This is a genomic window from Marinobacter bohaiensis, assembly GCF_003258515.1.
Taxonomy (GTDB): Bacteria; Pseudomonadota; Gammaproteobacteria; order Pseudomonadales; family Oleiphilaceae; genus Marinobacter_A; species Marinobacter_A bohaiensis.
Window position 1 is genome coordinate 1,651,150 of the sequence record NZ_QGEH01000001.1, and the last position, 24,585, is coordinate 1,675,734.

27 protein-coding genes are annotated in these 24,585 nt (G+C 61.8%); 15 read left to right on the forward strand and 12 right to left on the reverse strand.

Annotated features, from left to right (window positions below):
• Positions 1 to 92 precede the first annotated feature (92 nt).
• The 11 genes from DKK67_RS07365 to DKK67_RS07415 all read right to left on the reverse strand — a co-directional run bounded on the left by DKK67_RS07365 (position 93) and on the right by DKK67_RS07415 (position 8,358).
• Positions 93 to 362, reverse strand: a complete 270-nt coding sequence (locus DKK67_RS07365; RefSeq protein ID WP_111495737.1) for an HPr family phosphocarrier protein — start codon at positions 360 to 362, stop codon at positions 93 to 95.
• Positions 359 to 1,249, reverse strand: a complete 891-nt coding sequence (gene rapZ / locus DKK67_RS07370) for an RNase adapter RapZ (protein ID WP_111495738.1) — start codon at positions 1,247 to 1,249, stop codon at positions 359 to 361. The genes DKK67_RS07365 and rapZ overlap by 4 nt, the downstream gene beginning before the upstream one ends.
• A 28-nt stretch (positions 1,250 to 1,277) precedes the next feature.
• Positions 1,278 to 1,745, reverse strand: a complete 468-nt coding sequence (gene ptsN, locus DKK67_RS07375; RefSeq protein ID WP_111495739.1) for a PTS IIA-like nitrogen regulatory protein PtsN — start codon at positions 1,743 to 1,745, stop codon at positions 1,278 to 1,280.
• Positions 1,746 to 1,775: 30 nt separating this feature from the next.
• On the reverse strand, positions 1,776 to 2,084 hold the full coding sequence (gene hpf / locus DKK67_RS07380) for a ribosome hibernation promoting factor (RefSeq protein WP_111495740.1): 309 nt from the start codon (positions 2,082 to 2,084) through the stop codon (positions 1,776 to 1,778).
• 111 nt (positions 2,085 to 2,195) lie between these two features.
• On the reverse strand, positions 2,196 to 3,710 hold the full coding sequence (locus DKK67_RS07385) for an RNA polymerase factor sigma-54 (protein ID WP_111496806.1): 1,515 nt from the start codon (positions 3,708 to 3,710) through the stop codon (positions 2,196 to 2,198).
• A 265-nt stretch (positions 3,711 to 3,975) separates the two neighbouring features.
• On the reverse strand, positions 3,976 to 4,701 hold the full coding sequence (gene lptB, locus DKK67_RS07390; protein WP_111495741.1) for an LPS export ABC transporter ATP-binding protein: 726 nt from the start codon (positions 4,699 to 4,701) through the stop codon (positions 3,976 to 3,978).
• Positions 4,701 to 5,252 (reverse strand): lipopolysaccharide transport periplasmic protein LptA, encoded by a 552-nt coding sequence (gene lptA, locus DKK67_RS07395; protein ID WP_111495742.1) that lies wholly within the window; start codon positions 5,250 to 5,252, stop codon positions 4,701 to 4,703. The genes lptB and lptA overlap by 1 nt, the downstream gene beginning before the upstream one ends.
• A complete protein-coding gene (lptC, locus tag DKK67_RS07400) occupies positions 5,230 to 5,820 on the reverse strand; it encodes an LPS export ABC transporter periplasmic protein LptC (protein WP_111495743.1) in 591 nt (196 codons plus the stop codon). Before lptC ends, lptA begins: the two co-directional genes overlap by 23 nt.
• Positions 5,821 to 5,822: 2 nt before the next feature.
• Complete coding sequence (kdsC, locus tag DKK67_RS07405) at positions 5,823 to 6,371, reverse strand: 3-deoxy-manno-octulosonate-8-phosphatase KdsC (protein ID WP_111495744.1); 549 nt, start codon at positions 6,369 to 6,371, stop codon at positions 5,823 to 5,825.
• A gap of 41 nt (positions 6,372 to 6,412) precedes the next feature.
• Positions 6,413 to 7,393, reverse strand: coding sequence for a KpsF/GutQ family sugar-phosphate isomerase (locus tag DKK67_RS07410; RefSeq protein ID WP_407657832.1), 981 nt, complete (start codon positions 7,391 to 7,393; stop codon positions 6,413 to 6,415).
• A 2-nt stretch (positions 7,394 to 7,395) separates the two neighbouring features.
• Complete coding sequence (locus DKK67_RS07415; RefSeq protein WP_111495746.1) at positions 7,396 to 8,358, reverse strand: calcium/sodium antiporter; 963 nt, start codon at positions 8,356 to 8,358, stop codon at positions 7,396 to 7,398.
• A 391-nt stretch (positions 8,359 to 8,749) separates the two neighbouring features.
• Here DKK67_RS07415 and DKK67_RS07420 point away from each other — a divergent pair, with 391 nt between their 5' ends.
• The 11 genes from DKK67_RS07420 (at position 8,750) to DKK67_RS07470 (ending at position 17,506) form a co-directional block, all read left to right on the forward strand.
• The gene (locus DKK67_RS07420; protein WP_111495747.1) at positions 8,750 to 9,562 is read left to right on the forward strand and encodes an ABC transporter ATP-binding protein; all 813 of its coding nucleotides are present in this window, start codon (positions 8,750 to 8,752) and stop codon (positions 9,560 to 9,562) included.
• Positions 9,559 to 10,341: a lipid asymmetry maintenance ABC transporter permease subunit MlaE gene (mlaE, locus tag DKK67_RS07425; protein WP_111495748.1), complete on the forward strand. Its 783-nt coding sequence runs from the start codon at positions 9,559 to 9,561 to the stop codon at positions 10,339 to 10,341. Before DKK67_RS07420 ends, mlaE begins: the two co-directional genes overlap by 4 nt.
• Entirely contained in the window at positions 10,341 to 10,790 is a 450-nt protein-coding gene (mlaD, locus tag DKK67_RS07430; protein WP_111495749.1) for an outer membrane lipid asymmetry maintenance protein MlaD, read from the forward strand. The genes mlaE and mlaD overlap by 1 nt, the downstream gene beginning before the upstream one ends.
• Positions 10,791 to 10,816: 26 nt before the next feature.
• The gene (locus tag DKK67_RS07435; RefSeq protein WP_111495750.1) at positions 10,817 to 11,467 is read left to right on the forward strand and encodes an MlaC/ttg2D family ABC transporter substrate-binding protein; all 651 of its coding nucleotides are present in this window, start codon (positions 10,817 to 10,819) and stop codon (positions 11,465 to 11,467) included.
• Entirely contained in the window at positions 11,464 to 11,802 is a 339-nt protein-coding gene (locus DKK67_RS07440; RefSeq protein ID WP_111495751.1) for an STAS domain-containing protein, read from the forward strand. Before DKK67_RS07435 ends, DKK67_RS07440 begins: the two co-directional genes overlap by 4 nt.
• Positions 11,803 to 11,984: 182 nt before the next feature.
• On the forward strand, positions 11,985 to 12,227 hold the full coding sequence (locus DKK67_RS07445) for a BolA family protein (RefSeq protein ID WP_111495752.1): 243 nt from the start codon (positions 11,985 to 11,987) through the stop codon (positions 12,225 to 12,227).
• 74 nt (positions 12,228 to 12,301) lie between these two features.
• Complete coding sequence (murA, locus tag DKK67_RS07450) at positions 12,302 to 13,564, forward strand: UDP-N-acetylglucosamine 1-carboxyvinyltransferase (protein WP_111495753.1); 1,263 nt, start codon at positions 12,302 to 12,304, stop codon at positions 13,562 to 13,564.
• A gap of 22 nt (positions 13,565 to 13,586) precedes the next feature.
• Entirely contained in the window at positions 13,587 to 14,231 is a 645-nt protein-coding gene (gene hisG, locus DKK67_RS07455; protein WP_111495754.1) for an ATP phosphoribosyltransferase, read from the forward strand.
• 55 nt (positions 14,232 to 14,286) lie between these two features.
• Complete coding sequence (hisD, locus tag DKK67_RS07460; RefSeq protein WP_111495755.1) at positions 14,287 to 15,615, forward strand: histidinol dehydrogenase; 1,329 nt, start codon at positions 14,287 to 14,289, stop codon at positions 15,613 to 15,615.
• Positions 15,612 to 16,667, forward strand: coding sequence for a histidinol-phosphate transaminase (hisC, locus tag DKK67_RS07465; protein ID WP_111495756.1), 1,056 nt, complete (start codon positions 15,612 to 15,614; stop codon positions 16,665 to 16,667). Before hisD ends, hisC begins: the two co-directional genes overlap by 4 nt.
• Before the next feature lie 77 nt (positions 16,668 to 16,744).
• Positions 16,745 to 17,506 carry a Nif3-like dinuclear metal center hexameric protein gene (locus DKK67_RS07470; RefSeq protein ID WP_111495757.1) on the forward strand — a complete coding sequence of 254 codons (762 nt, stop codon included), beginning with the start codon at positions 16,745 to 16,747 and terminating at the stop codon, positions 17,504 to 17,506.
• A 39-nt stretch (positions 17,507 to 17,545) separates the two neighbouring features.
• Here the strand turns inward: DKK67_RS07470 and DKK67_RS07475 are convergent, their stop codons facing one another.
• Complete coding sequence (locus DKK67_RS07475; RefSeq protein WP_111495758.1) at positions 17,546 to 17,980, reverse strand: YhcB family protein; 435 nt, start codon at positions 17,978 to 17,980, stop codon at positions 17,546 to 17,548.
• Positions 17,981 to 18,239: 259 nt separating this feature from the next.
• Here DKK67_RS07475 and zapE point away from each other — a divergent pair, with 259 nt between their 5' ends.
• The 4 genes from zapE to DKK67_RS07495 all read left to right on the forward strand — a co-directional run bounded on the left by zapE (position 18,240) and on the right by DKK67_RS07495 (position 24,351).
• On the forward strand, positions 18,240 to 19,334 hold the full coding sequence (zapE, locus tag DKK67_RS07480) for a cell division protein ZapE (RefSeq protein WP_111495759.1): 1,095 nt from the start codon (positions 18,240 to 18,242) through the stop codon (positions 19,332 to 19,334).
• Positions 19,335 to 19,486: 152 nt separating this feature from the next.
• Positions 19,487 to 20,671: a thiolase family protein gene (locus DKK67_RS07485; RefSeq protein WP_111495760.1), complete on the forward strand. Its 1,185-nt coding sequence runs from the start codon at positions 19,487 to 19,489 to the stop codon at positions 20,669 to 20,671.
• A gap of 440 nt (positions 20,672 to 21,111) precedes the next feature.
• Positions 21,112 to 22,956: a DUF1302 domain-containing protein gene (locus DKK67_RS07490; RefSeq protein WP_111495761.1), complete on the forward strand. Its 1,845-nt coding sequence runs from the start codon at positions 21,112 to 21,114 to the stop codon at positions 22,954 to 22,956.
• A 33-nt stretch (positions 22,957 to 22,989) separates the two neighbouring features.
• Positions 22,990 to 24,351 (forward strand): DUF1329 domain-containing protein, encoded by a 1,362-nt coding sequence (locus DKK67_RS07495; protein ID WP_111495762.1) that lies wholly within the window; start codon positions 22,990 to 22,992, stop codon positions 24,349 to 24,351.
• The last annotated feature ends 234 nt before the right edge of the window (positions 24,352 to 24,585 follow it).

Below are 24,585 nucleotides of genomic sequence, written 5' to 3' on the forward strand. Positions count from 1 at the left end.
ATAGCGGACTTACGTTGCAGACGTGAGAACTTGGTGTAGGTAAATCCCGCGTCCGTGGGGCGGTTGGGCGAGTGCGCGTGTCGGCGTCGGATCTACTCGCCTTCGCCAAAGTAATCGTTGATCAGCTCGACCAGGGCGTCGCGCGCTGCCTGTTCGTCGGGCCCGTCGAGAACCAGCTCGATATCGGTGCCGCGGCTGGCCGCGAGCATCATCACCGACATGATGCTCTTACCGTCCACCTCCCGGCCGTCCTTGGCGATCAGCACCTGGCTGTCGTACTCCGACGCGGTGCTGACCAGCTTGGCTGCGGCCCGGGCATGCAGACCGAGCTTGTTGATGATGGTGATGGGCTCCCGGATCATGGCGTGTCGTCACTGGCCGCCGTGTGCAGGTGCGGCATCTCCGTGTGGCGGATCTGCACGTTGCCGTATTGCTCGCGGAAATAACGCCCCAGTTGGTCGCAGATGTAGACCGAGCGATGCTGACCGCCGGTGCAGCCGATGGAAATGGTCATGTAGCTGCGGTTGCTTGACCGGAAAGTCGGTAACCACTTCTCCAGAAGTTCCTTGAGATCGTCCAGCATGTCCCGGGTTTCCGGCTGCCCCTCCAGGAAAGCCTGGACCTGAGGATCGACACCGGTGAAGTCGCGCAGACTGGCGTCCCAGTAGGGGTTGGGCAGGCAGCGCACGTCGAACACGTAGTCGGAATCCACGGGTACGCCGTGCTTGAAGCCAAACGACTGGAACAGCAGGGCCAGTTCCTGGTCGCGTCGCCCCACTACGCGCTGACGCACCATGTCGCGCAGCTCATACATCGACAGCTCGGTGGTATCGATGTACAGGTCGGCCAACTGCGCCAGGGGGTCGAGCAAGTCCTTCTCGTGGTTGATCGCCTCGCGTAGCGACGTGCGGACATTGCTCAGCGGGTGCTTGCGGCGTGTGGCGTGGAAACGCTGCAGCAGGGCCTGGTCGGTGGCGTCGAGGAAGATGATTTCGACGTTCAGGCTGGCGCCCTTGAGGCGCTCGTGGATCTCGTCGAAGTTGGCAATCTCATCGGCCAGGTTGCGGGCATCGATGCTCACGGCAATATTGCGGAGCTTGTCCGGCGAGGCATTGCTGGCTTCCTCGGTCAACGGGAACAGCAGGCCGATGGGGAGGTTGTCGATACAGTAGAAGCCCAGGTCCTCGAGCACGTGCAGTGCCGTACTCTTGCCGGATCCGGAACGACCGCTGACGATGATCAGTTTCATGCAATGCCTTCGTCGAATCGGCGAATGGTTACTCGGGTTGCGTCATGACGCGGAACAGCTCGTCGGCGTCCCGGCATTGACGCAGGCGTTCGCAGAAGCTGCGCTCGTTGAACTTCTCGGCCAGCTGGCTCAGCAGTTCCAGGTGCTCGCTGGTCGCCTCCTTGGGGACGATCAGCACGAACAGCAGATCCACCGGCTGGTTGTCGATGGCGTCGAACGCAACCCCTTCCTCCAGGGTCAGCAGGGCACCCACCACATGATTGCAGCCGTCCAGACGGCAGTGGGGGATGGCAATGCCCTGACCGATACCGGTGCTGCCCAGCCGTTCCCGGGACACCAGGTTATTGAAGGTCTGGGTCTCGTCGAGCTCGGGGTAGCGCTTGGCTACGTGCTCGGCGATCAACTCAAGGATGCGTTTCTTGCTGGTTCCCGGCACACCACAGAGGGTGAGCTCGGGAACCAGGATGGACTGGATGGTTAATGGTGATTCCGTCATGGATGGAATGCTTTCCCTTGGATGGAACGGCTAGCGGCCGGCAGCACCGTGCATTCGATCAACGGTCTTTTCCTTGTGCTTGAGGATCTGCCGATCAAGTTTGTCGAGCAGGCCGTCAATGGCCGCGTACATATCTTCGTTTTCAGCCTTTGCGTGGATTTCACCACCAATGACGTGGAGTGTGGCTTCGGCCGTCTGGCGCAGCTTCTCCACGGACAGGGTCACCTGACAGTTGCTGATGTGGTCGAAATGGCGTTCGAGTTTTTCAAACTTGCCGGAGACATAGTCTTTCAGAGCGGGAGTCAATTCGACATGGTGACCTGACATATTGAGTTGCATAGGCTTCTCCTGTTGTCGATATGGCCGGGAGCAGAGAAGCTCCCGACGTTGAGCCCGTCGCACTCAGCGACGTTTGAAAACCGACTCTGGCTGGCCCTGGGCGCTTGCGTCTCAGACCAGTCTCTTGCGTTCGTTGGACGGCGGGATGTGCATCGCCTCGCGATACTTGGCGACCGTCCGTCGTGCCACCTTGATGCCCTGGTCCCCGAGCAGCGCTGCAATCTTGCTGTCGCTGAGGGGTTTCTTCGGGGTTTCGGCGGCGACCAGTTTCTTGATCATGGCACGAATTGCCGTGGAGGAACATTCACCGCCCTCGTTCGTGCTCACATGACTGGAGAAAAAGTACTTCAGCTCGAAGATACCGCGCGGCGTATGCATGTATTTCTGGGTGGTGACCCGGGAAATGGTCGATTCATGCATGCTCACTGCCTGGGCAATGTCCGAGAGGATCAACGGCTTCATGGCTTCCTCGCCATGATCCAGAAATCCCTGCTGATGTTCAACGATCCGGGTGGCAACTTTCAGCAGGGTCTCGTTGCGACTCTGCAGACTCTTGATGAACCATTTGGCCTCCTGCAACTGATCGCGCAGGTAGGTGTTGTCGGCACTGTTGTCGGCCCGGCGGATCAGCGCCGCGTAGCCGGCATTGACCCGGATGCGCGGGGCAATTTCGGGATTGAGTTCGACGCGCCAGCGGCCCTTCTGCTTGGACACCACCACATCCGGCACCACGTAATCCGGCTCGGCCTGGTCGAGGGAGTCGCCCGGCCGCGGGTTGAGCGTCTGGATCAGGGCCAGTACGCACTTCAGCTGCTCTTCGCTGAGGCGACTGCGGCGCAGCAACTGGGCGTAATCGCGATTACCCAGCAGGTTGATGTAGTGGCTGATCACCAGCCGTGCCTGGGGCAGCCAGGGGGTATCCGGTGGCAGCTGGTTGAGCTGGATCAGGAGGCACTCCTGAAGGTCCCGTGCGAACACGCCCGGCGGGTCGAAATGCTGCAGGCGGCGCAGCACGGCCTCAACTTCGTCCAGTTCCAGCGGATCTTCCTCGCTGTCGTCGACCAGCCCGGCGTGGATGTCTTCCAGTGTCGAGATCAGGTAGCCGCGCGGGTCCACCGAGTCGAGCAGGGCGTGAGCAATGGCGCGGTCGCGCTCGCCCATGGGGGTGAGGTTGAGCTGCCAGAGCAGGTGGTCCTGCAGGGTCTCGGTGGGGGAGTTGCGTGATTCGAAGTCGGTGTCGTCGTCTTCTTCGCTGCGCGCCGCCGGTGCCGGGGCGGACTGGTAGATGTCGTCCCAGGCGGTGTCGACCGGCAGGTCATCGGGGATTTCCTGGTTGGTATCGGTGTTCCAGTCGGGTTCGGCCGGCTCGTCCCAGCTATCGTCGTCCTGCGTGGTGTCGTTGCTGTCCTCGCTGTTGCCGTCAGCGGACGCGTCCTCACCGTCGCTCTCATTATCAGCGGCGCCGTCTTCCTCTTCCGAGGTTTCCAGCATGGGGTTGGATTCGAGCGCTTGCTGGATTTCCTGTTGTAAGTCCAGCGTGGAAAGTTGCAGCAGGCGGATTGCCTGTTGCAACTGGGGTGTCATGGTGAGCTGTTGACCCAGCTTCAGCTGAAGCGAAGCTTTCATTACCATTGATTTAGTCCCGTCACCCTGTGGCCATCGACTGAGTTATTGCGCCTGGGCAAGACCTGTCCGGATGTCTCCGGACCTTGAAAACGCTCGTGTCAGAGGTCGGTCCGGCTTGCCAAGCAAATTCTTTGCCGAAGTTTACTGCTATGGGTGTCCCGATGACAATGTCTTGGTCGGCGGATATGCCTCGAGAGGTTAGCCGACCCTGTTTCGAGTTTAGCGTTTTGGCGCCCACTGCGATACCCATACCCGATTGACGGGCTCACATGTGGAATTCGTTGCCCAGGTAGACTTCCTTGACCTGCTGGTTGGCCAGGATCTCCTCAGACTGTCCGGATGCGATAATATGGCCGCCGCTGACGATGTAGGCGTTTTCGCAGATATCCAGGGTTTCGCGCACGTTATGGTCGGTGATCAGCACACCGATGCCCTTGTCGCGCAGATGGCGGATGATCTGCTTGATGTCGCTGACCGAGATCGGGTCGACACCGGCAAAGGGCTCGTCCAGCAGGATGAAGGCCGGCTCCATCGCCAGCGCCCGGGCAATCTCCACGCGCCGGCGCTCCCCACCCGACAGGGCCATGCCCAGGCTGTCCCGGATATGCGTGATGTGGAATTCTTCCAGCAGGTTTTCCAGCCTCTCGTCACGCTCCGCCCGAGACAGGCTCTTGCGCGTTTCCAGGATCGCCATGATGTTGTCGCGCACACTGAGCTTGCGAAACACCGAAGCTTCCTGGGGCAGATAGCCGATGCCGGAACGGGCCCGGCCGTGCATGGGCAGGGGTGTGATGTCCTTCTCATCGATGCTGACCCGGCCGTTGTCCGCCTTGACCAGGCCCACGATCATGTAGAAACAGGTGGTCTTGCCGGCGCCGTTGGGGCCCAGCAGGCCGACGATTTCCCCGCTGCGGATTTCCAGTGAGACGTCTTTGACCACTTTAATCTGCTTGTAGCTCTTCGCCAGATTGCTCGCACGCAGTATGGCCATCAGTTACCGGCCTCCGAGGTTCCGCTGCCCTGGCGTGGCTGGATAACCATTTCCACGCGCCCGTCGCCGCCATCGGATTTGCTGCCACCGCCGGCGGTGACCACGCGCCTGGCCGTGTCGTAGTCGATGCGCTCGCCCTTGAACACGTTGCCGTTCTGGCGGATGACGGCTTTTTCCTCAAAGGTCAGCCGGTTCTCGCCGGCAGCGTAAATGATGGTCAGTGCTTCGGCGTCGGTTTTCGGTGTTTCGCCCTGTTGCGGCTGTATGTAGTGCGCCGGCTTGCCGTAGGCTTCGATGCGGTTCAGCGCGCCCTGGCTGCGGTAGAGGACGACGCGGTCCGCGGTCAGCTCGGTGGCGTCCTGGCGCACGACCACATCGCCGGTGTAGACCGCTGTACCCTTGGCGTCGTCGAGTCGGGCATTGTCCGCCGATACCTTGATCGGGCTGTCCGAATTCAGGTCAAAAGCCTGGGCGTTTGCGGCCAGCGCCAGGAGCGCGGCGCCCAGAAGGCGGCGCAGGGGCGCGCGGTTACTGCGCTGATGGCAACTCATACTGTCCTTCCACCTGTGATTGCAGTTTGACGATCCGTTTGTCGATCCAGGCTTTCATGCCCGTGGCGCGGGTCACGCCCCGGGCGTCGGTCAGGATCACCGGGGCGTCAGTGTGCACAATGCGTTTATCGTTATCCAGCGTAAGATGGGGGGTTTCCAGCTTGCCTTGCTTGCCGGATTCCAGGATCCGGCTGATGACCACGTTGCCGGTCAGGTCGATGACGTCGCGCTCCAGGAGGTAGTTGCCTTCCTCGGCTGACACCTTCCAGGGGATGCCTGACTTGGCATCGATCAGCGTGGCGCGCGGCTCCTGCATGTGGGCTCGATTCTGCTCGTCGAACTGTTCGATGCGCGGGCTGGTGATGGTGACGCTGACATTGCCTTCCTCGTCGTAGGCCTGGTAAGCGCCGTTCACCACGAAACTGTCGGGCTCGTCCGGTCCGCGCAGCTGCTCGGCGGTGTTGTCCGGGGATTTTTCGTCGCTTTGCCAGAGCAGATCGATCAGCACGGCGGCCAGTACGGCGATGGCGACGTAGCGCAGGCGGATCTGGTTAAGGCGGCTGAGCATGATCAGTGTCCGTCGGCGTGGTAGGTCTGGTGCATTTCCGCCAGTTTGTTCTGGGCCTGCAGGATCAGGTCGCAGATTTCACGCACGGCGCCTTCGCCGCCACCGGTTTCAGTGCAGTAATCGGCCTGCTCGCGGACATACCAGTGGCCGTTGGGGACGGCAATGCCCAGGCCGGCGTGCATGATGGCGCCCAGGTCGGGCAGATCATCGCCAATATAGGCGGCCTCGCTGGCGGAGATGGCGAGTTCCTCAAGTAGCTCCTTCAGCGCTGCTTCCTTGTCCTCGCGCCCCTGTTGCAGATGTTCAACGCCCAGGTCGCGGGCGCGGCGGGCGGTCAGCGGGGAGTTACGCCCGGTGATGATCGCGACGTCGATGCCGGCGCGCCGCAGTTGCTTGATGCCGTGGCCATCGAGCGTGCAGAAAGCCTTGAGCTCGTCGCCCTGGGCGGTGAAGTAGAGTCGGCCGTCGGTCAGCACGCCGTCAACGTCGAGCGCCAGCAGGCGAATTCGGGCGGCTTTGGTCATCAGGTCGTCGGGCAGCGGTCTTTCCATGGGCCTTCCTCGGTCGGCGCAATCGTGTCGGGATGGGGGTGTCACAGGACGCCTGCGCGTAACAGGTCATGCATGTTGATGGCGCCGATCAGGCTGCCGTGGCGATCCACCACCGGCAGGGCGGTGATCTTGACCTCGTCCATGACGTTAAGTGCTTCCGCGGCCAGCTGGTCGTCACGGATGCGTTTGCCGCCGACGGTCATCACGTCGCGGATCGGCGTGCCGTGAATGTCCACGTTGCGGTCCAGGGCACGGCGCAGGTCGCCGTCGGTGAACACGCCGATCATGGTGCCCGAGTCGTCGATTACCGTCGTCATGCCCAGGCCTTTCTGCGACATTTCCAGCAGGGCGCCGCTGAGCAGGGTATCGGGTTTGACGCGGGGCACCCGGTCACCGGTATGCATGATGTCCGCCACCCGCAACAGCAGGCGGCGACCCAGGCTGCCGCCCGGGTGCGAGAAGGCGAAGTCTTCGGCGCTGAAGCCGCGGACTTCCAGCAAGGCCACGGCGAGGGCGTCCCCCATGACCAGGGTGGCGGTGGTGCTGCTGGTCGGGGCCAGTCCCAGGGGGCAGGCTTCGCGGGGGACGCTGACGTCCAGGTTGGCCGCTGCCTCCTTGGCGAGTACGGATTCCGGGTCGCCGGTCATGCTGATCAACGGTGCGCCCATCCGCTTGATGAGTGGCAGGATGGTCAGCACCTCGGCGGTCTTGCCGGAGTTGGAGATGGCCAGGACCACGTCGTCACCGGTGATCATCCCCAGGTCGCCGTGGCTGGCCTCGCCGGGGTGAACGAAGAAGGAGGGCGTGCCGGTACTGGCCAGGGTGGCGGCGATCTTCTTGCCGATGTGCCCGGACTTGCCCATGCCGGTGACCACGACCCGGCCATGGCATTGCATGACCAGCTTGCAGGCGTGTTCAAATGTCGGATCAATGCGCTCGGACAGCGCGTCGATCGCCTCTCGCTCGATGGCGATCGCCCGGCGCGCTGAGTCGATGAAAGAAGTCGTCATAGTCCGGGCAATCCTTAACGTGCTGCGTGGTAAAGTACGACGGTATAAGCGATGTATCCGGCCAGCAGTATACCACCTTCAAAGCGGGCCAGTTTTCCCTTTTTCTGCATGCCATAGGCGAACGCCGCGAGCAGAACAGTCAGCCCGGCCATGGTGCCGTAGTCCCGGATCAGAACGTCGCTCTCAATCGGCAGCGGGTTGAGCAGTGCCGGCATTGCCAGTACCGCCAGCAGGTTGAACAGGTTGGAGCCGACGATGTTGCCCAGCGCCACGTCGTGGTGGCCTTTGAGGGCGCTGGCCACGGACGCTGCAAGTTCCGGCAGACTGGTGCCGATGGCGACGATGGTCAGGCCGATCACCAGTTCGCTGACGCCCAGGGTCAGGGCCAGTTCGGTAGCGCCCCAGACCAGGATACGCGAGCTGACGATCAACATGACCAGGCCGACGACGAACCAGGTAACGGCGCCCTTGATCTGGATGTCGGGCATTTCCTCGACTTCCTCCAGGAATTCCGGGGCGTCACCGGGGGCGTTGTTGCGGCTGAGCAGGAACAGGGCAATGGCCAGCATCACCAGGAAGATCACGCCGTCCATGGGGGACAGGGCGCCATCCAGCAGCAGCGGGTAAACCAGAATGGTGACCGTGAGCAGGATGGGGAGTTCGCGAAACAGGACGGTCCGTTTCAGGGGAATCGGCGCCACCAGCGTGGTGATGCCCAGTACCAGCCCGACATTGGCAATGTTGGAGCCCAGCGCGTTGCCCACGGCCAGCGCCGGTGCGTCGGTCAGGGCAGCGGTGGCGGAGACCAGCATTTCGGGGGCGGACGTGCCGAACGCGACGATGGTCAGACCGATCAGCATCGGCGACATGCCCAGGTTGCGAGCCAGGGCAACAGAGCCTTCGACAAACCGGTCCGCGCTCCAGATCAGCAGCACCAGGCCGGCGACGAGGGCGCCAATGTAGGGGAGTAGAGACATAGGGTCATTCCGTTGTGAAAACCGGGTCCTGACCGGCGGACCGGGGACCTTCGCAGTGGCGGCAGATTGTGCGCGAGAAGCCGGCTTGTCGCAACCGCGGTCCCGGGCTCCCCGCGTACCGTCATGTTGGGGTGTGGGGCAGTAACGGGTAAGAAAGGGGGAGTTGCGGGCAAGGATCTTGTCCGGGGATATTTGAGCTTCGGGCGAACTTGTCATAATGTAGCGCCCTTTGCGGCCAGTTCCATTCCGTTGCGCGCCCGTTTTTCCCGTTGTGGAGGGGATTTAAGGCGGTATTAATGCAGCGCTGTGGGCTGTCTGGAACAATGCGCCGTGGGAATGGTCGATGCAGCAGGGCGTCGGTTGCCCGTGATGCCTACTGGGAAAGCTCTCGATGACGTCAGAGTCCGCATACATAGACATTCAGGATCTCCTATTCCTGCGCGGCGATCGCCGCATTTTTGACGGCCTGTCGCTGCGCATTCCACGCGGCAAGGTCACCGCGATCATGGGGCCCAGCGGTACCGGCAAGACCACATTGCTCAAGCTGATCGGCGGGCAGCTCCGGCCCGAATCCGGTCGAATCCTTGTGGGCGGGCAGAACGTTCATCAGCTCAGCCGCAAGGCGCTTTACCGGCTGCGCCGCGACATCGGCATGCTGTTCCAGAGCGGCGCGCTTTTTTCCGATTTGAGTGCCTACGAAAACGTGGCGTTTCCGCTGCGGGTACATACCGATCTGCCGGAAGACATGATCCGTGACATCGTGCTGATGAAGCTTGAATCCGTAGGGTTGCGCGGTGCCCGCGACCTGATGCCTTCGGAGCTGTCCGGTGGTATGACCCGGCGCGTCGCCCTGGCGCGCAGCATTGCCCTGGATCCGGAACTGATCATGTACGACGAACCCTTTACCGGGCAGGACCCGATCGCCAAAGGCGTGCTGGTGGAGATGATCAGCAAGCTCAACCGCTCCATGGGCCTGACCAGCGTGCTGGTTTCCCACGACGTGCCGGAGTCCCTGAGCATCTGCGACTACGCCTGTATCGTATCCAACGGTAAGGTCATCGGTGAAGGCTCGCCCGAAGAGCTGCAGGCGCACCCGTCCGAGCGTGTCCAGCAATTCCTTCAGGGGCAGCCCGATGGCCCGGTACCTTTCCATTATCCGGCGGCGTCCATTGCCGAGGATCTGTCCGGCGGGGTGTCCCGATGATTGATCGAGTGGCCGCGCTGGGGCGCGGAACCCTGAGTGTGGTGGCGTCGGTGGGGCGCTCCGGCCAGTTCCTGGCGCGCAGCCTGTGCGCCGTGCCGCACCCGTCCACCGGTTTTCCGTTGCTGGTGCGCCAGATCTATGCGGTAGGGGTGCTGTCGTTAGCCATCATCGTGGTGTCCGGGCTGTTTATCGGCATGGTGTTGGGGCTGCAGGGCTACAATATTCTGACCGATTACGGTTCCGAGTCGGCCATTGGACAGATGGTGGCGCTGACGCTGGTGCGTGAACTGGGGCCGGTCGTCACGGCACTGTTGTTCGCCGGGCGGGCTGGTTCCGCGCTGACCGCCGAGATCGGGCTGATGAAGGCCACCGAGCAGCTCTCCAGCATGGAGATGATGGGTGTGGATCCGCTACGCCGGGTCATTGCGCCGCGTTTCTGGGCCGGCTTTATTACGCTGCCTTTGCTGGCGATCATCTTTTCTGTGGTTGGCATCCTGGGCGGTTACCTGGTCGGCGTGGACTGGCTGGGTGTGTTCGAAGGTTCTTACTGGGCCAACATGCAGTCCTCGGTCAGCTTCGGCGAGGATGTGGTGAACGGCATCATCAAGAGCATCGTGTTCGGCTTCGTCTGCAGCTGGATCGCGGTCTACCAGGGGTATGACAGCGTACCCACGTCCGAGGGGATCAGCTCGGCCACCACCAAGACGGTGGTGTATTCCTCGCTGGCCGTTCTGGGGCTTGATTTCATTCTTACAGCAGTCATGTTCGGAGATATCTGATGCGTCAGAGAACCGTGGAAATTGTAGTAGGCGCCTTTATGGTGGCGGGCTGTGCGGCCCTGCTGTTCCTGGCGTTGCAGGTTAGCGGGCTGACGCTCCAGTCGTCGGAACCCACCTATAAGGTGTATGCGAATTTCAATGACATCGGCGGCCTTGCCGTCCGCGGGCAGGTATCCATGGCCGGCGTCACCATCGGCCGGGTGACTGACATCAGTCTGGATCCGGACACCTATCAGGCGCGGGTCGAGATGGAAATCAACAAATCGGTCGATATCATCCCCACCGACAGTTCCGCCATTATTCGCACCGCCGGGCTGCTGGGCGAAAAGTACATCGATGTGTCCATCGGTGCCGATACATCGTATATGGCGGATGGTGATACCTTTTATGGCACCCAGTCCGCGCTGAACATCGAACGACTTATTTCCAATTTCGCCTCCGGCAAGTAAGGGGCGAGTGCGATCAGGAGCAGACTATGAAAGCAGTGCAAACGCTCTGGCTTGGTTTCTTGGCACTGGCCACCATGATGGCGTCCTTGCCCGCGTCGGCGGATGAGGATCTGCGCCAGTACGTGGACGACAGTACCCAGCAACTGGTGAAGGAACTGGACGCCAATCGCGACCTCTACGGCACGGATCCTCAGGCTTTCTATGGCAAGCTGGAGACGGCGCTGCAGGATTTCGTCGATTTCCGCCGGATCGCGGCTCGGGTGATGGGGCGCTATGCGCGCCAGGCCAGCCCGGAGCAGCGCGACGTTTTCGTCGAGAAATTCAAGCGCAGCCTGTTTGACAGCTACGCCAAGGCGTTGGTCGAAGCCGAAGATTTCGATATCACCGTCCAGGAAGCCACCGTCAACCCCAATCATCCGGACCGGGCGTCGGTTCAGCTTGAAGTGGAGACCGCCGCGGGGAACCGCTACCCGGTTGTCTACTCCATGTACAAGAGTGATGGCGATCGCTGGATGATGGAGAACGTGATCGTCGAAGGGGTTAACATCGGGCTGGCTTTCCGCGACCGTTTTGCCCAGGAAATGGAAGAAAACCGCAACAACGTGCAGGCGGTGATCGACGGTTGGTCCGATGCCGTTGAGGAGCTCAAGCTGGACGAAGAGGTGGATAAATCGTGACCGCCGTCGAGGCGCAGCCCGCGGCCGAGGCGGAACGCGCCGTTTTCCGTGTCGCCGATGACGCCATCGAAGCTGGCATGCTGGCGGTTCGGCGAGACGGCGAGCGCCATGTGAGCAGCGCCTCGGGCACCGTCGAGTACGACCTTGAGGGTGTCCAGAAGGCCAGCAGCGTGGTGCTCTCCCTGATGCTGTGCTGGAAACGGGCGGCGACGGCGCAGGGGCGTGGGGTGCGTTTTTCCGGTATCAGCGAGAGGCTGCTGGACCTGGCGCGATTGAATCGCGTGGGCGACATCCTGGAACTGGATGGCTCCGCGTTGCGCGTCTCCGGCTCCTGAACGTCCCCAGCGGATTCCGCCTTACCCGGTCAATCGGTGTCTCTATGGCCCCGATTGACGACCTTTCATTCTTCCCTTGTTTAGCCTTCCGCCGGAATTCGCTACAATTCCGCTCCTGACTTTCGGATGACCCGCGCGATAGCACCGCGGGCAACCACTCGCACACTGATTGAGGTAATACCATGCAGGCGGAGGACGTCGCAGAGCTGGTTCGCAAAGAGCTGCCTGACTGTGAAATTCAGGTCCAGAACGATGGCAACCACTACCTGGTCGTGGCCATCGGCGAACGATTTGAAGGGATGTCACCGGTCAAGAAGCAGCAGCTGGTCTACGCTGCGCTCAACGAGCCATTGGCGGAGGGAACGATTCACGCCCTGACCATCAAGGCGTTCACTCCGGCCCAGTGGGAAGCCCGCAAGGCCTAATTCAGCGCGGTTCCGGCTGTTCCGGTCGGCCGCGTGTCGCCATCGCGCGACCCTAATCTTACAGGACAAAACTCGTGGACAAACTACTCATCCGCGGCCGCAAACCGCTGGACGGCGAGATCCGGATTTCCGGCGCAAAGAACTCGGCACTGCCCATCCTGGCGGCGACCCTGCTGGCCGACGAGCCGGTTACGGTCGGCAACCTGCCGCATCTCAACGACATCACTACCATGATCGAGCTGCTCGGCCGCATGGGCATCGAGCTGATGATCGATGAGAAAATGAGCGTGGAGATCCACGCCAACACCATCAAGGAGTTTCACGCGCCTTACGAGCTGGTGAAGACCATGCGCGCGTCGATCCTGGTGTTGGGCCCGCTGGTCGCGCACTTCGGTCAGGCGCAGGTCTCGCTGCCCGGTGGCTGTGCTATCGGTAGCCGCCCGGTCAATCTGCACATCCAGGGGCTGGAGCAGATGGGCGCTGAAGTGAAGGTGGAAAACGGCTATATCAATGCCCGCTGCGACGGCCGCCTCAAGGGCGCGCACATCTTCCTCGATACCGTCACGGTTACCGGCACCGAGAACCTGATGATGGCTGCGGCACTGGCCGACGGCAAGACCATCCTGGAAAACGCGGCGCGTGAGCCGGAAGTGGTGGATCTGGCCGAGTGCCTGATCGCCATGGGCGCGGACATCAAAGGTGCCGGCACGGCGACGATCGAGATCAACGGCGTTGAACGCCTGCACGGCTGCCACTACGACGTGCTGCCGGACCGCGTGGAAACCGGCACCTACCTGGTGGCCGCGGCGGCGACCGGCGGTCGGGTCAAGCTCAAGGACACTCGTGAGGATCTGCTTGAAGCGGTCCTGCTGAAACTGGAGGAAGCGGGCGCCCACATTTCCACCGGCAAGGACTGGATCGAGCTGGACATGAAGGGCAACCGGCCCAAATCCGTCAATATCCGCACGGCGCCGTATCCGGCTTTCCCCACGGATATGCAGGCGCAGTTTGCCGCCATGAACGCGGTGGCCGAGGGCAGTGGCGCGATTGTCGAGACGGTGTTCGAGAACCGCTTCATGCACATCCAGGAACTGAGCCGGATGGGGGCGGATATCTCCCTGGAAGGCAACACGGCGATCATCCGTGGCGTGGAAAGCCTGAACGGAGCACCGGTGATGGCGACCGACCTGCGCGCATCCGCCAGCCTGGTCATCGCTGGCCTGGTGGCGGAAGGGGATACCATCGTCGACCGTATCTATCACATCGATCGCGGCTACGAATGTATCGAAGAGAAGTTGCAGCTGCTCGGCGCGAGCATTCGACGGCTGCCAGCCTGATCGCAGTAACCCGGGACCGTTTATGACCGACAGTATTACCATCGCGCTCTCCAAGGGCCGGATTCTCAAGGAGACCCTGCCACTGCTGGCCGAGGCGGGCGTTGAACCGATCGATGATATCGACCGCTCCCGCAAGCTGGTGTTTCCCACCACCGATCCCAACGTGCGGCTGCTGATTATCCGCGCCACGGACGTGCCGACCTACGTCCAGTACGGTGGTGCCGACCTCGGTGTCACCGGCAAGGATGTGCTGATGGAGCATGGCGGTGCCGGCCTGTATGAGCCGCTGGACCTCAACATCGCGCGCTGCAAGCTGATGACGGCGGCCCCGGTGGGGCAGGCGCCGATCGAGGGGCGCGTCCGGGTGGCCACCAAGTTCGTCAATCTGGCGCGCCAGTACTACGCGTCCCAGGGGCGGCAAGCCGATATCATCAAGCTCTACGGCGCGATGGAGCTGGCTCCGATCCTGAACCTGGCGGACGAGATCGTGGATATCGTCGACACCGGTAACACCTTGAAAGCCAACGGCCTTGAGCCTCGCGAACTGATCACGCACATCAGCACGCGCCTGGTGGCCAACCGCGCCTCCATGAAGATGAAGCACCGGGCCCTGCACCCTATCATTGAGCAACTGGGCGAGGCCGTGGCCCGGCGCAGCGACGCCTGATCCGGCGCGCCCGCCCCGAAGATCTGTCTTTGTTCGTGTCCCGAGAGGATGTGTTATGACCGAGGTAAATGTCCGTCGCCTGTCCGCCGCCGATGCGGATTTCCAGTCCACGCTTGATCGCCTGCTCGCCTGGGATGACAGCGTCGATCATCAGGTGAACGAATCGGTTCGGCATATCCTGCACGAGGTCAAAACCCGTGGGGATCAGGCCGTTCTGGAACTGACCGCCCGTTTTGACCAGGTGAACGCCGGCTCCATGGCGGAACTGGAAATGTCGGCGGAGCGCATGGCCCAGGCGCTGGCCAACATTCCGGACGATCAACGCGAGGCGCTGGAAGCGGCGGCGCAGCGCATTCGTGATTATCACGAACGCCAGAAGGCGTCCTCCTGGCAGTATGAGGAATCGGACGGCACCGTGCTGGGACAGAAGGTGACGCCGCTGGACCGCGCCGGTCTTTATGTGCCGGGCGGCAAGGCCGCCTATCCGTCATCGGTGCTGATGAACGCCATTCCCGCCAAAGTGGCCGGTGTCGGCGAAGTCATCATGGTCGTGCCGACCCCCGGAGGCACGGTGAACGAGCTGGTGCTGGCGGCCGCACGGGTGGCCGGCGTCGATCGGGTGTTCACCATTGGCGGCGCCCAGGCGGTAGCCGCACTGGCCTACGGCACAGAGACCATTCCTGCGGTGGACAAGATCGTCGGCCCCGGCAACATCTTCGTCGCCACCGCCAAGCGCGAAGTCTTCGGCACCGTCGGTATCGACATGATCGCCGGCCCGTCCGAGATTCTGGTGATCTGCGATGGCCAGACCGATCCCGACTGGATTGCCATGGACCTGTTTTCCCAGGCGGAGCACGACGAGCAGGCCCAGTCGATCCTGATCAGCCCGGATGCGGATTTCCTGGACCGGGTGGAAGCGAGCATCCGCAAACTCCTGCCCACCATGGAACGTGCCGAAATCATCGCCACGTCCGTGTCCGACCGGGCGGCTCTGATCCTGGTAGACGATCTGGAGCAGGCGGCGCAGGTGAGCAACCGCATTGCGCCGGAACACCTGGAATTGTCCATCGCCGATCCGGAAGCGCTGTTGCCGTCGATCCGTCACGCTGGTGCCATTTTCATGGGCCGCTATACCGCCGAAGCCCTGGGCGATTACTGCGCCGGGCCGAACCATGTCCTGCCGACCTCCGGCACGGCGCGTTTCTCATCGCCGCTTGGGGTCTACGACTTCCAGAAGCGCTCGTCAATCATCGGTTTCTCGGCCGAGGGGGCTGACGCTATGGGGCGCGTCGCGTCCGTTCTGGCGCGCGGCGAGGGGCTGACGGCGCACGCCCGCTCGGCGGAATACCGGGTGCGTGAAGACGGCGAGGGCGGTCGGTCATGAGTCGATTCTGGAGTCCCCTGGTCAAGGATCTCGTGCCTTATGTGCCGGGCGAGCAGCCCAAACTTCCGGACCTGATCAAGCTCAATACGAACGAGCATCCGTTGGGACCATCGCCGCAGGTGATCGAGGCGATCCGGGCCGAGGCAGGCGATAGCCTGCGCCTCTACCCGGATCCCAACGGCGATGCCCTCAAAGCAACGCTGGCGGATTACCACGGGGTATCCACTCAGCAGGTCTTCCTGGGCAACGGCTCCGATGAAGTGCTGGCGCATATCTTTTACGGTCTGTTCCAGCACGGCAAACCGATCCTGTTCCCGGACATCACCTACAGTTTCTACCCGGTGTATTGCGGGATCTATAACATCGATGCGCAACCGGTGCCGGTGGACGAGCATTTCTCGATCCGGCCGGAGGATTACCGGGGCGATTGCGGCGGTATCATCTTCCCCAACCCCAATGCGCCCACGGGCAAGGCACTCACCCTGTCGGAGATCGAGCAGATCGTCGCTGGCAACCCCGACGTGGTGGTGGTCATTGATGAGGCCTACGTGGACTTCGGGGCCGAGACGGCCATCAGCCTGGTGGATCGCTATCCCAACCTGCTGGTGACCCAGACGCTGTCTAAGTCGCGCTCGCTGGCTGGGCTCCGGGTCGGCTTTGCCATCGGTCATGAAGATCTGGTCGAGGCGCTGGAGCGGATCAAGAACAGCTTCAACTCCTATCCGCTGGACCGTTTGGCGCTGGTGGGGGCGGTAGCGGCCTACGAGGACGAAGCCTATTTCCGTCGGGCGACGGACTACGTCATCGGCGAGCGGGAGAGGGTGACCCAGGGGCTGCAGGCGCTGGGCTTCGAAGTGCTCCCGTCGGCGGCAAACTTCGTGCTGGCTCGCCACCCAGCTCACGCCGGTGCCGACCTGGCGGCGGCCCTGCGCGAACGCAGCATCATCGTGCGGCACTTCAACAAGCCGCGCATCGAGTCATTCCTGCGGATCACCATCGGCTCGGCCGAACAGAACGGCCGCCTGCTCGGCGCCTTGCCGGACATCGTGTGATCCCTTCGCCCCTGGCCGGCGCCGATCGGCCAAGGGTATCGTATATTTCCAGCTATCCAATCCAGGGGAGGTCGATCATGACCGAGACCGTCTCACGGGACGCCATCGTCCAACGCGTAGAGCAGTGGCTGGAACCCGGCCGCTTCAAGGATTACTGCCCCAACGGCCTGCAGGTGGAAGGGCGCGACCAGGTGGCTCATGTGGTCACCGGTGTCACCGCCTCCCAGGCTTTCATTGACGCCGCCCTGGACGCCGGCGCGGACCTGCTTCTGGTGCACCACGGCTACTTCTGGAAAGGCGAGGACCAGCGGGTGGGCGGCATGAAGAAGCGGCGCCTGCAGAGCCTGCTGAAGGCCGACGTCAACCTGCTGGCCTATCACCTGCCGCTGGATGAGCATCCGGAGCTGGGCAATAACCGCCAATTGGCGGATGTTCTGGGCATCACCGAGGCTGCCCCCCTCAAGTCGGACAGTGGTCTGGTCTGGATCGGTGAGCTTCCGGAAGCCCTGTCCCCCGAACAGTTTGCGGGGCATCTTGAGAACCGGCTGGCGCGGCGCCCGTTGCACGTCGGGGAAGGGTCTGCACAGATCAAGCGTGTGGCCTGGTGCACCGGCGCTGCGCAGGGCTTCATCGATCAGGCTTTGGCGGCCGGCGCCGATGCTTACCTCAGCGGTGAGATCTCGGAGCCGACCGTGCACACCGCCCGGGAGTGCGGAATCCACTATTATTCCGCCGGGCACCACGCCACCGAACGTTATGGCGTGCAGGCTGTCGGCGAGCGGCTGGCGTCGGAACTGGGGATCAAACACACCTTCATCGACATCGATAACCCGGTGTGAGGGAGGCGCCCCGGTGGCTGTGCACCGGGGCGGATCGAATTACTCGGACTTGCTTTTCTCGCGCAGGCCATAGTCTTCGGCCAGCGTGCCTTTTTCCTTGGGGTCGCTCTTGGGCGCGTAATCGCGAGGCGGCTCGAAACCACTGTCCTTGGTGCTGTCCAGGCGGGCGGTTTCGTCTTTTTTGCCCAGTTCTTCCATCCAGTCCTCATCGTGACACAGGCGGTTGGCGCCGCGGGCCATGTGCTGGCTGACGTCACGGTAGACGTCGTTGAGCCGGCGCATCATGTGAGCGGACTCCATAAAATGCTCATTCACCTGAGCCTGGTAGCGGGTGTATTCGCTGCGCAACTCGTCAATCTGCTGTTCCAGCCGGCGCTGGCGCAAGCTGGTGCTCTGGCCGGAGCGGCCAATCAGCACGCCCACAATGAGCCCGACAACGAGAGTGGCTAAAGCGATGAGAATGAGTTGCGTCATACTGTCCCTGACCCTGAATTCGAAAAGTAAAGTGCTTTGAGTATACCGTCTGACCGGTTTATCGCCCATGCCCGCGTGGTTGTCCAATCGTCGAATAGACCGCCGTTGGCGCGACCGGGATCACTGAAACGTTCGTTGAGGCGACCGGCATGTCCGGCATCATGTCGTCCGATCGCGTTCAATGTGGAGATGATCGGCAATATCAGCGACAATACGGCGCTTTATTGACCAGCCTCTGAAAGCGAGACAAGAGCACAGCATGACCCCCTGGGAACGATATCAGAACGACCTCCAGAAAGACGGCTTCGAGAAGGACGCAGCACAGGCGGACGCCGTGAGGCGTCTACAGGCACTGTACGACAAACTGGTGGAATCCGAAAGCCAGCGCGAAGGCACCTTCAGCCGCCTCAAGCGCAAGCTGCGCGGTGGCGACAAGGAACCGGTCCAGGGGCTGTATTTCTGGGGCGGTGTGGGGCGCGGTAAGACCTACCTCATGGACACTTTCTTTGAGGCGCTGCCGTTCGAGCGCAAGATGCGTGTGCATTTCCACCGCTTCATGCAGCGCGTCCACAACGAGCTGAAAACCCTGAAAGGCACCAAGAATCCGCTGGAAACGGTCGGTCAGCGCTTTGCCGACGAGGCCGCGGTAATCTGCTTCGACGAGTTCTTCGTGTCGGATATTGGCGACGCCATGATCCTGGCCTCGCTGCTGGATACGCTGTTCCGCAATGGCGTCACACTGGTGTGCACCTCCAACATCGTGCCTGATGGTCTTTATAAGGATGGCCTGCAACGGGCCCGCTTCCTGCCGGCGATCGATCTGCTCAATAAGTACACCGATGTGGTGAACGTCGACGGCGGTGTGGATTACCGGTTGCGCACCCTGGAGCAGGCTCAGCTGTTCCACTCGCCCCTGGGCGACGAAGCGTTCCAGAGCCTGCGTCACAGTTTTCGCAACCTGGCCGATGAATACCGCGATAACGTCGACCTGGAAGTGAACGGCCGCAAGATGCACGCCCTGTCCTGCGCCGAGGATGTCATCTGGTTCGACTTCAAAGCCCTGTGTGACGGGCCGCGCAGCCAGAACGACTACATCGAGCTGGCCCGTGAATACCATGCGGTGATCGTCAGCGACGTCCCGGTGCTGGGGCGTGAAAACGATGACCAGACGCGGCGCTTCATCAACATGGTGGATGAGTTCTACGACCGTAACGTCAAGGTGATCATCTCCGCCGCCGCGCCGATCCACGAACTCTATTCCGGCGGCCGCCTCTCATTCGAATTCGAACGCACCGAGTCACGCCTGCTGGAAATGCAGTCCAAGGAGTATCTGGAAGCACCGCACAAAGCGTAATGACAGGTAGGCGGACTCGATTGCGGTGAGGGGACACCGCGACGATTTCCAGGGCCCGGACGGATTTTGACGCCGGTTGGTGCTGAGTGCGGCTCAGGCCCATAACAATAACCCGATCAATCGGGCTTTCAGACCACAGATGAGGAATAACAATGAACAGCGATCAAGTCGTGATTGTCAGCGGCGTGCGTACGCCCATGGGCGGTTTCCAGGGCAGCCTGAGCGGCGTGGGTGCGGTTGAGCTGGGTGCCGTCAGCATCGCCGAGGCGGTACGCCGGGCGTCCCTGCAGCCGGGTGACGTACAGGAAGTCATTATGGGAAACGTGCTGCCGGCTGGCCTCAAGCAGGGCCCCGCGCGGCAGGCCATGCGCCAGGCCGGGTTGCCCGACAGCGCTGGCGCCACCACCATCAACAAACTCTGCGGCTCCGGTATGAAAGCTGCGATGCTGGCCCATGATCTGATCAAGGCAGGCAGCAACGACATCATGGTGGCCGGCGGCATGGAGAGCATGTCCAACGCGCCTTACGTAATGCAGGGAGCCCGTCAGGGCTACCGCATGGGCCCGGGCCCGGCGCCGCAGGACCACATGTTCCTGGACGGTCTGGAGGATGCCGAAACCGGCCGGCTGATGGGGGCATTCGCCCAGGATATGGCGGACAAAAAAGGCTATACCCGTGAAGAGATGGATGACTACGCCATCAACTCGCTCAAGCGCGCTCAGGAGGCCATTCGCGACGGCCTGCTGAAAGAGGAGATCGTTCCGGTCACGGTCCGTACCCGGAAAGGCGAGACGGTTGTCGAGGACGACGAGCAGCCGCTGACGGCTAACCTGGACAAGATTCCCACCCTGCGTCCGGCCTTCAAGAAAGACGGTACCGTCACTGCGGCCAACGCCTCCTCCATCTCCGACGGCGCTTCGGCGCTGGTGCTGATGCGGGAATCGGAAGCTGGGCACCGGGGCCTTCAGCCGATGGCCCGGATCGTGGCCCACGCCACAAACTCGCAACACCCGTCCGAATTCACGTGCGCGCCGGTCGGCGCTATCAAGAGCCTGCTGGATAAAGCGGGCTGGTCAAAGGATGACGTGGATCTGTTCGAGATTAACGAGGCCTTCGCCATGGTGGCCATGATGCCGATCCGTGAGCTGGAACTGGATCCCGCCAAGGTCAACATTCACGGCGGTGCCTGTGCCCAGGGCCACCCGGTGGGCTCCACCGGCTCCCGGCTGCTGGTGACTCTGATGCACGCTCTGCGGCGTCAGGGTAAATCCCGGGGTGTGGCTGCCCTGTGCATTGGCGGCGGCGAGGCCACCGCCATGGCGATCGAGATGCTCTGATCGCCACCCCTTCCGCCCCGGCAGACCTGTCGGGGCGTCATTGCCTTCCTTGCTTACGATCCGGCCTGAAGCCTGGCCAGACCCGCTTTTGCATCGGTGGTTGAACCTCCGATTAGCGTCTATATTCACACTGACTGTCCGGACCAGGGGTGTCCATGGAACGGAACCCGCCAAGACCGCGGCTTCCCGCCAGGGACAGGTTCGTAAAATCATACTTTTGACTGATCAAAGCGACCTGCGCCTTAGCTATAGTGCCATCATCACGAGCACTGTGCGTGGGGCTTCCTACATCGTGACGACCAACCGACTGGTTTGAAGACGAATAACCCGGTTTGAAAACGAACGACTGAGCGTGAAGACGAAACCATAGAGCGTAACGACGAACAATCAGAACAGCGACTCATAACAAAGACTCATAAAAACAATGGAGTAGCCTTCCAATGACAAGAAGAGTACAGCCGCGGCAGCAATGGGCGAAACTGCCTCTGGCGGCAGCGATTACCGCAACGCTTTCCGCACCCGCAAGCGCATTCCAGTTCTACATGGGCGACGTCGAGGCGTCGTTTGACACCACCCTGACCGCCGGCGTGGGCTGGCGTGTAGAGGAGCGGGACAGGCGCCTGATTGCGCAGGGCAACCTCGGGCCGTCCTACGCGCCGGGCCAACCCAACGCCAATATCGGTGCGTCGACCAACAACTACGACGACGGCAACCTGAACTTCGAGAAGGGCGACACTTACAGCAAGATCGTCAAGGGCACCAGCGAGCTGTACCTGAACTATTATCTCGACAACGATTACCTGACGCGCGTCGGTGCGTTCGTCCGCGGCCGCTACTGGTACGACTTCGAGCTGAAGGACGAGTCGCGGGCGGTGGACCCGGTGGGCTACCAGCGTGAATTGAACGAGAAGGCCAAGGACAACGCCTCCGGCGGTGAATTCCTCGACGCCTATGTGTTCAGCGACTGGTACTTCGGTGATACCCCGGTCAGCGTGCGCTACGGTAACCAGGTGTTGAGCTGGGGCGAAAGCACCTTCATCCAGGGCGGGGTCAACGTCATCAACCCGGTGGATGTGAACGCCATTCGTGCGCCCGGTGCCGAGGTCAAGGATGCGCTGCTGCCGGTTGAAATGCTCTACAGCTCCATTGGCCTGACCGAGAACGTCACCTTTGAAGCTTTCCTGCAGACGGACTGGGAAAAGGTACGGCCGGACGATTGCGGCACTTTCTTCTCCACCAACGATTTTGCCGCTGACGGCTGTGGCCCGGTCCTGCTTGCGGGGGAGCTGCCAGATTACCAGGCCTATAACCGTGGTCTGGTCGCCGACCGCTCCGGCGACCGCGAGCCGGACGAGCGCGACCAGTTCGGTGCGGCTTTCCGCTGGTATGTGCCCGAGCTGAACGATTCCGAGCTGGGTTTCTACTACATTCGCTATCACAGCCGGCTGCCGTACGTCAGCGGTATCGTCAATGATCCCGCCAACGGCGAGCAGTTCCCGCAATATTTCATCGAGTACCCAGAGGGCATCAACCTTTACGGGATCAGTATCAACACCACGATCCCCGGAGGCTGGTCACTGGGGGCGGAGTACAGTTTCCGCGACAACATGCCGATCCAGTGGAACGCGTTTGAGCTGATCTACGGTGGTTTGCAGCTGGAGAATCCTGCCACCGGCGATCCGGCCAGTCTGCTGCAGGTTCAGCGCGAGGCGGAAGCCAACGGTGCTGACCTGTCGGGTGAAGCGGTCAGCGGCTACGACCGCTATAAAGTCTCCCAGGCCCAGATGACGCTGATCAAATTCTTCGACCAGGTCATGGGCGCCAGCCGTCTGACCTTCGTTGGCGAAGTGGGCGCCACCTACGTGCACGGCCTGCCGGATCTGGATGAGGCCCGCTATGGCCGTTCCGGTACCTTCGGTATCGGTGAGCTGGACGGCGGCGGTTGCCAGGCGTTGAACATCAATACCAACTACTGCAACAACGAGGGCTATACCACGTCCTTCTCCTGGGGCTATCGCACCCGCTTCGTGTGGGATTATCCCAACGCCATCGCCGGTATCAACCTGAGCCCGCAACTGGCGTTCTCGCACGACGTCAACGGTAACGCGCCGTCGCCCGGCGGTAACTTCCTGGAAGGTCGGAAAGCCGTGGGCGTGTCGCTTACCGGCGTCTACCAGAACCGGTACAGCGCCACGATCGGCTACACGAACTATTTCGGGGGTACGCCATACAACGAGCTGTCCGACCGCGATAACGTGACCGCCAGCGTCTCGGTATCGTTCTGATCCGGCCTGAACGCGAACAACGAGGTAGATTCAATGAAACTGAAAACGAAACTGATCGTCTCGGGCATCCTGACCGCCTCCATGGCTGCAGGCAGCGCCTACGCAGCCGTATCAGAGCAGGAAGCCGCCAAGCTGGGCGATTCGCTGACGCCGATCGGTGCCGAGAAGGCCGGCAACGGCGGTGAGATTCCGGCCTGGGATGGCGGGTTGCAAAAGGTCCCGGCCGGCTATGAAGGGGACGGCATCTATGTGAATCCGTTCCCGGACGAGCAGGAGCAGTTCCGCATCGACCAGAGCAATGTGGACCAGTACGCCGACAAGCTGTCGCCGGGCCAGGTCAAGATGATCAAGAAGTACGACGACTACTTCATCCCGGTCTATCCGACCCACCGCACCTCGGCGTATCCGCAGGAGATCTATAACGAAACCCGCGAGAACGCCACCCAGACCGAGCTGGTGCCCAGTGGCAACGGTATGGAGAACTACACCGACGGCGTGCCGTTCCCGGTCCCGCAGAATGGCCTGGAGGCCATCTGGAACCACATCACCCGCTATCGGGGTGGTTCCGTGTCCCGCAACGTCGGCCAGGTCACCCCGACCGCCGATGGCAACTACAGCGTGGTGCATTTCCAGGATGAGCTGACCTGGCGGGCCGCCCTGCAGGATTTCGATCCTGAAGAGGACCAGAACGTGCTGTTCTACTTCAAGCAGGCGATCACCGGGCCGGCCCGTCTCGCGGGCAATGTTCTGCTCGTTCACGAAACCATCAACCAGGTGACCGAGCCGCGTCGCGCGTGGGTCTACAACGCCGGCCAACGGCGTGTGCGCCGGGCGCCCCAGGTGGCCTACGACGGCCCGGGTACCGCGGCTGACGGCATGCGGACGTCCGACAATTTCGACATGTACAACGGCGCGCCCGACCGCTACAACTGGGAGCTGGTGGGCAAGAAGGAGATGTACATCCCCTACAACGCCTACGAGCTGGTGGACCGGGATCTGGACTACGACCAGATCATCAAGGCCGGCCACATCAATCAGGAACTGACCCGCTACGAACTGCACCGGGTCTGGCACGTGCGCGCGACCCTCAAGGAAGGGGAGCGTCACATCTACGCGCAGCGGGACTTCTACATTGACGAAGACAGCTGGCAGGCGACGGTTATCGATCACTACGATGGCCGCGGCGAACTCTGGCGTGTTGCCGAAGCCCACAGCATGTACTTCTATGACCAGAAGGTGCCCTGGTACGCGATCGAGACGCTCTACGACACCCTGTCCGGCCGCTACCTGGCCCTGGGGCTGACCAACGAGGAAGAAAACCCGTACGAGTTCGGCACCCAGCGCCACTCCCGAGAGTATACGCCGGCCGCCCTGCGCCGCGCCGGTACTCGCTAGGATCGACGATCCCTGCAAAGCCCCGGTCTCTGTGCCGGGGCTTTTTCGTTGTCCCCAATTAAACGTTTCCGGTGCCGTCAGAATTAATTACAGCGGCTTTGCCTTATGGGCGAATTCTGTATTAATCTACATGCAGAACAAAAACAAACGGTAATAAGATAATAAGCTATTCTATTGGTTAGTTATAAAACGATGCGAGCTGACGAGGTTCGATATCGCAAGCCAGGATTCAAC

Bases quoted from the DNA above. Each gene is read 5' to 3' on its own strand.
- DKK67_RS07365 (WP_111495737.1), bottom strand. From the start codon at position 362: ATGATCCGGGAGCCCATCACCATCATCAACAAGCTCGGTCTGCATGCC.
- rapZ (WP_111495738.1), bottom strand. From the start codon at position 1,249: ATGAAACTGATCATCGTCAGCGGTCGTTCCGGATCCGGCAAGAGTACG.
- ptsN (WP_111495739.1), bottom strand. From the start codon at position 1,745: ATGACGGAATCACCATTAACCATCCAGTCCATCCTGGTTCCCGAGCTC.
- hpf (WP_111495740.1), bottom strand. From the start codon at position 2,084: ATGCAACTCAATATGTCAGGTCACCATGTCGAATTGACTCCCGCTCTG.
- DKK67_RS07385 (WP_111496806.1), bottom strand. From the start codon at position 3,710: ATGAAAGCTTCGCTTCAGCTGAAGCTGGGTCAACAGCTCACCATGACA.
- lptB (WP_111495741.1), bottom strand. From the start codon at position 4,701: ATGGCCATACTGCGTGCGAGCAATCTGGCGAAGAGCTACAAGCAGATT.
- lptA (WP_111495742.1), bottom strand. From the start codon at position 5,252: ATGAGTTGCCATCAGCGCAGTAACCGCGCGCCCCTGCGCCGCCTTCTG.
- lptC (WP_111495743.1), bottom strand. From the start codon at position 5,820: ATGCTCAGCCGCCTTAACCAGATCCGCCTGCGCTACGTCGCCATCGCC.
- kdsC (WP_111495744.1), bottom strand. From the start codon at position 6,371: ATGGAAAGACCGCTGCCCGACGACCTGATGACCAAAGCCGCCCGAATT.
- DKK67_RS07415 (WP_111495746.1), bottom strand. From the start codon at position 8,358: ATGTCTCTACTCCCCTACATTGGCGCCCTCGTCGCCGGCCTGGTGCTG.
- DKK67_RS07420 (WP_111495747.1), top strand. From the start codon at position 8,750: ATGACGTCAGAGTCCGCATACATAGACATTCAGGATCTCCTATTCCTG.
- mlaE (WP_111495748.1), top strand. From the start codon at position 9,559: ATGATTGATCGAGTGGCCGCGCTGGGGCGCGGAACCCTGAGTGTGGTG.
- mlaD (WP_111495749.1), top strand. From the start codon at position 10,341: ATGCGTCAGAGAACCGTGGAAATTGTAGTAGGCGCCTTTATGGTGGCG.
- DKK67_RS07435 (WP_111495750.1), top strand. From the start codon at position 10,817: ATGAAAGCAGTGCAAACGCTCTGGCTTGGTTTCTTGGCACTGGCCACC.
- DKK67_RS07445 (WP_111495752.1), top strand. From the start codon at position 11,985: ATGCAGGCGGAGGACGTCGCAGAGCTGGTTCGCAAAGAGCTGCCTGAC.
- hisG (WP_111495754.1), top strand. From the start codon at position 13,587: ATGACCGACAGTATTACCATCGCGCTCTCCAAGGGCCGGATTCTCAAG.
- hisD (WP_111495755.1), top strand. From the start codon at position 14,287: ATGACCGAGGTAAATGTCCGTCGCCTGTCCGCCGCCGATGCGGATTTC.
- hisC (WP_111495756.1), top strand. From the start codon at position 15,612: ATGAGTCGATTCTGGAGTCCCCTGGTCAAGGATCTCGTGCCTTATGTG.
- DKK67_RS07470 (WP_111495757.1), top strand. From the start codon at position 16,745: ATGACCGAGACCGTCTCACGGGACGCCATCGTCCAACGCGTAGAGCAG.
- DKK67_RS07475 (WP_111495758.1), bottom strand. From the start codon at position 17,980: ATGACGCAACTCATTCTCATCGCTTTAGCCACTCTCGTTGTCGGGCTC.
- zapE (WP_111495759.1), top strand. From the start codon at position 18,240: ATGACCCCCTGGGAACGATATCAGAACGACCTCCAGAAAGACGGCTTC.
- DKK67_RS07485 (WP_111495760.1), top strand. From the start codon at position 19,487: ATGAACAGCGATCAAGTCGTGATTGTCAGCGGCGTGCGTACGCCCATG.
- DKK67_RS07490 (WP_111495761.1), top strand. From the start codon at position 21,112: ATGACAAGAAGAGTACAGCCGCGGCAGCAATGGGCGAAACTGCCTCTG.
- DKK67_RS07495 (WP_111495762.1), top strand. From the start codon at position 22,990: ATGAAACTGAAAACGAAACTGATCGTCTCGGGCATCCTGACCGCCTCC.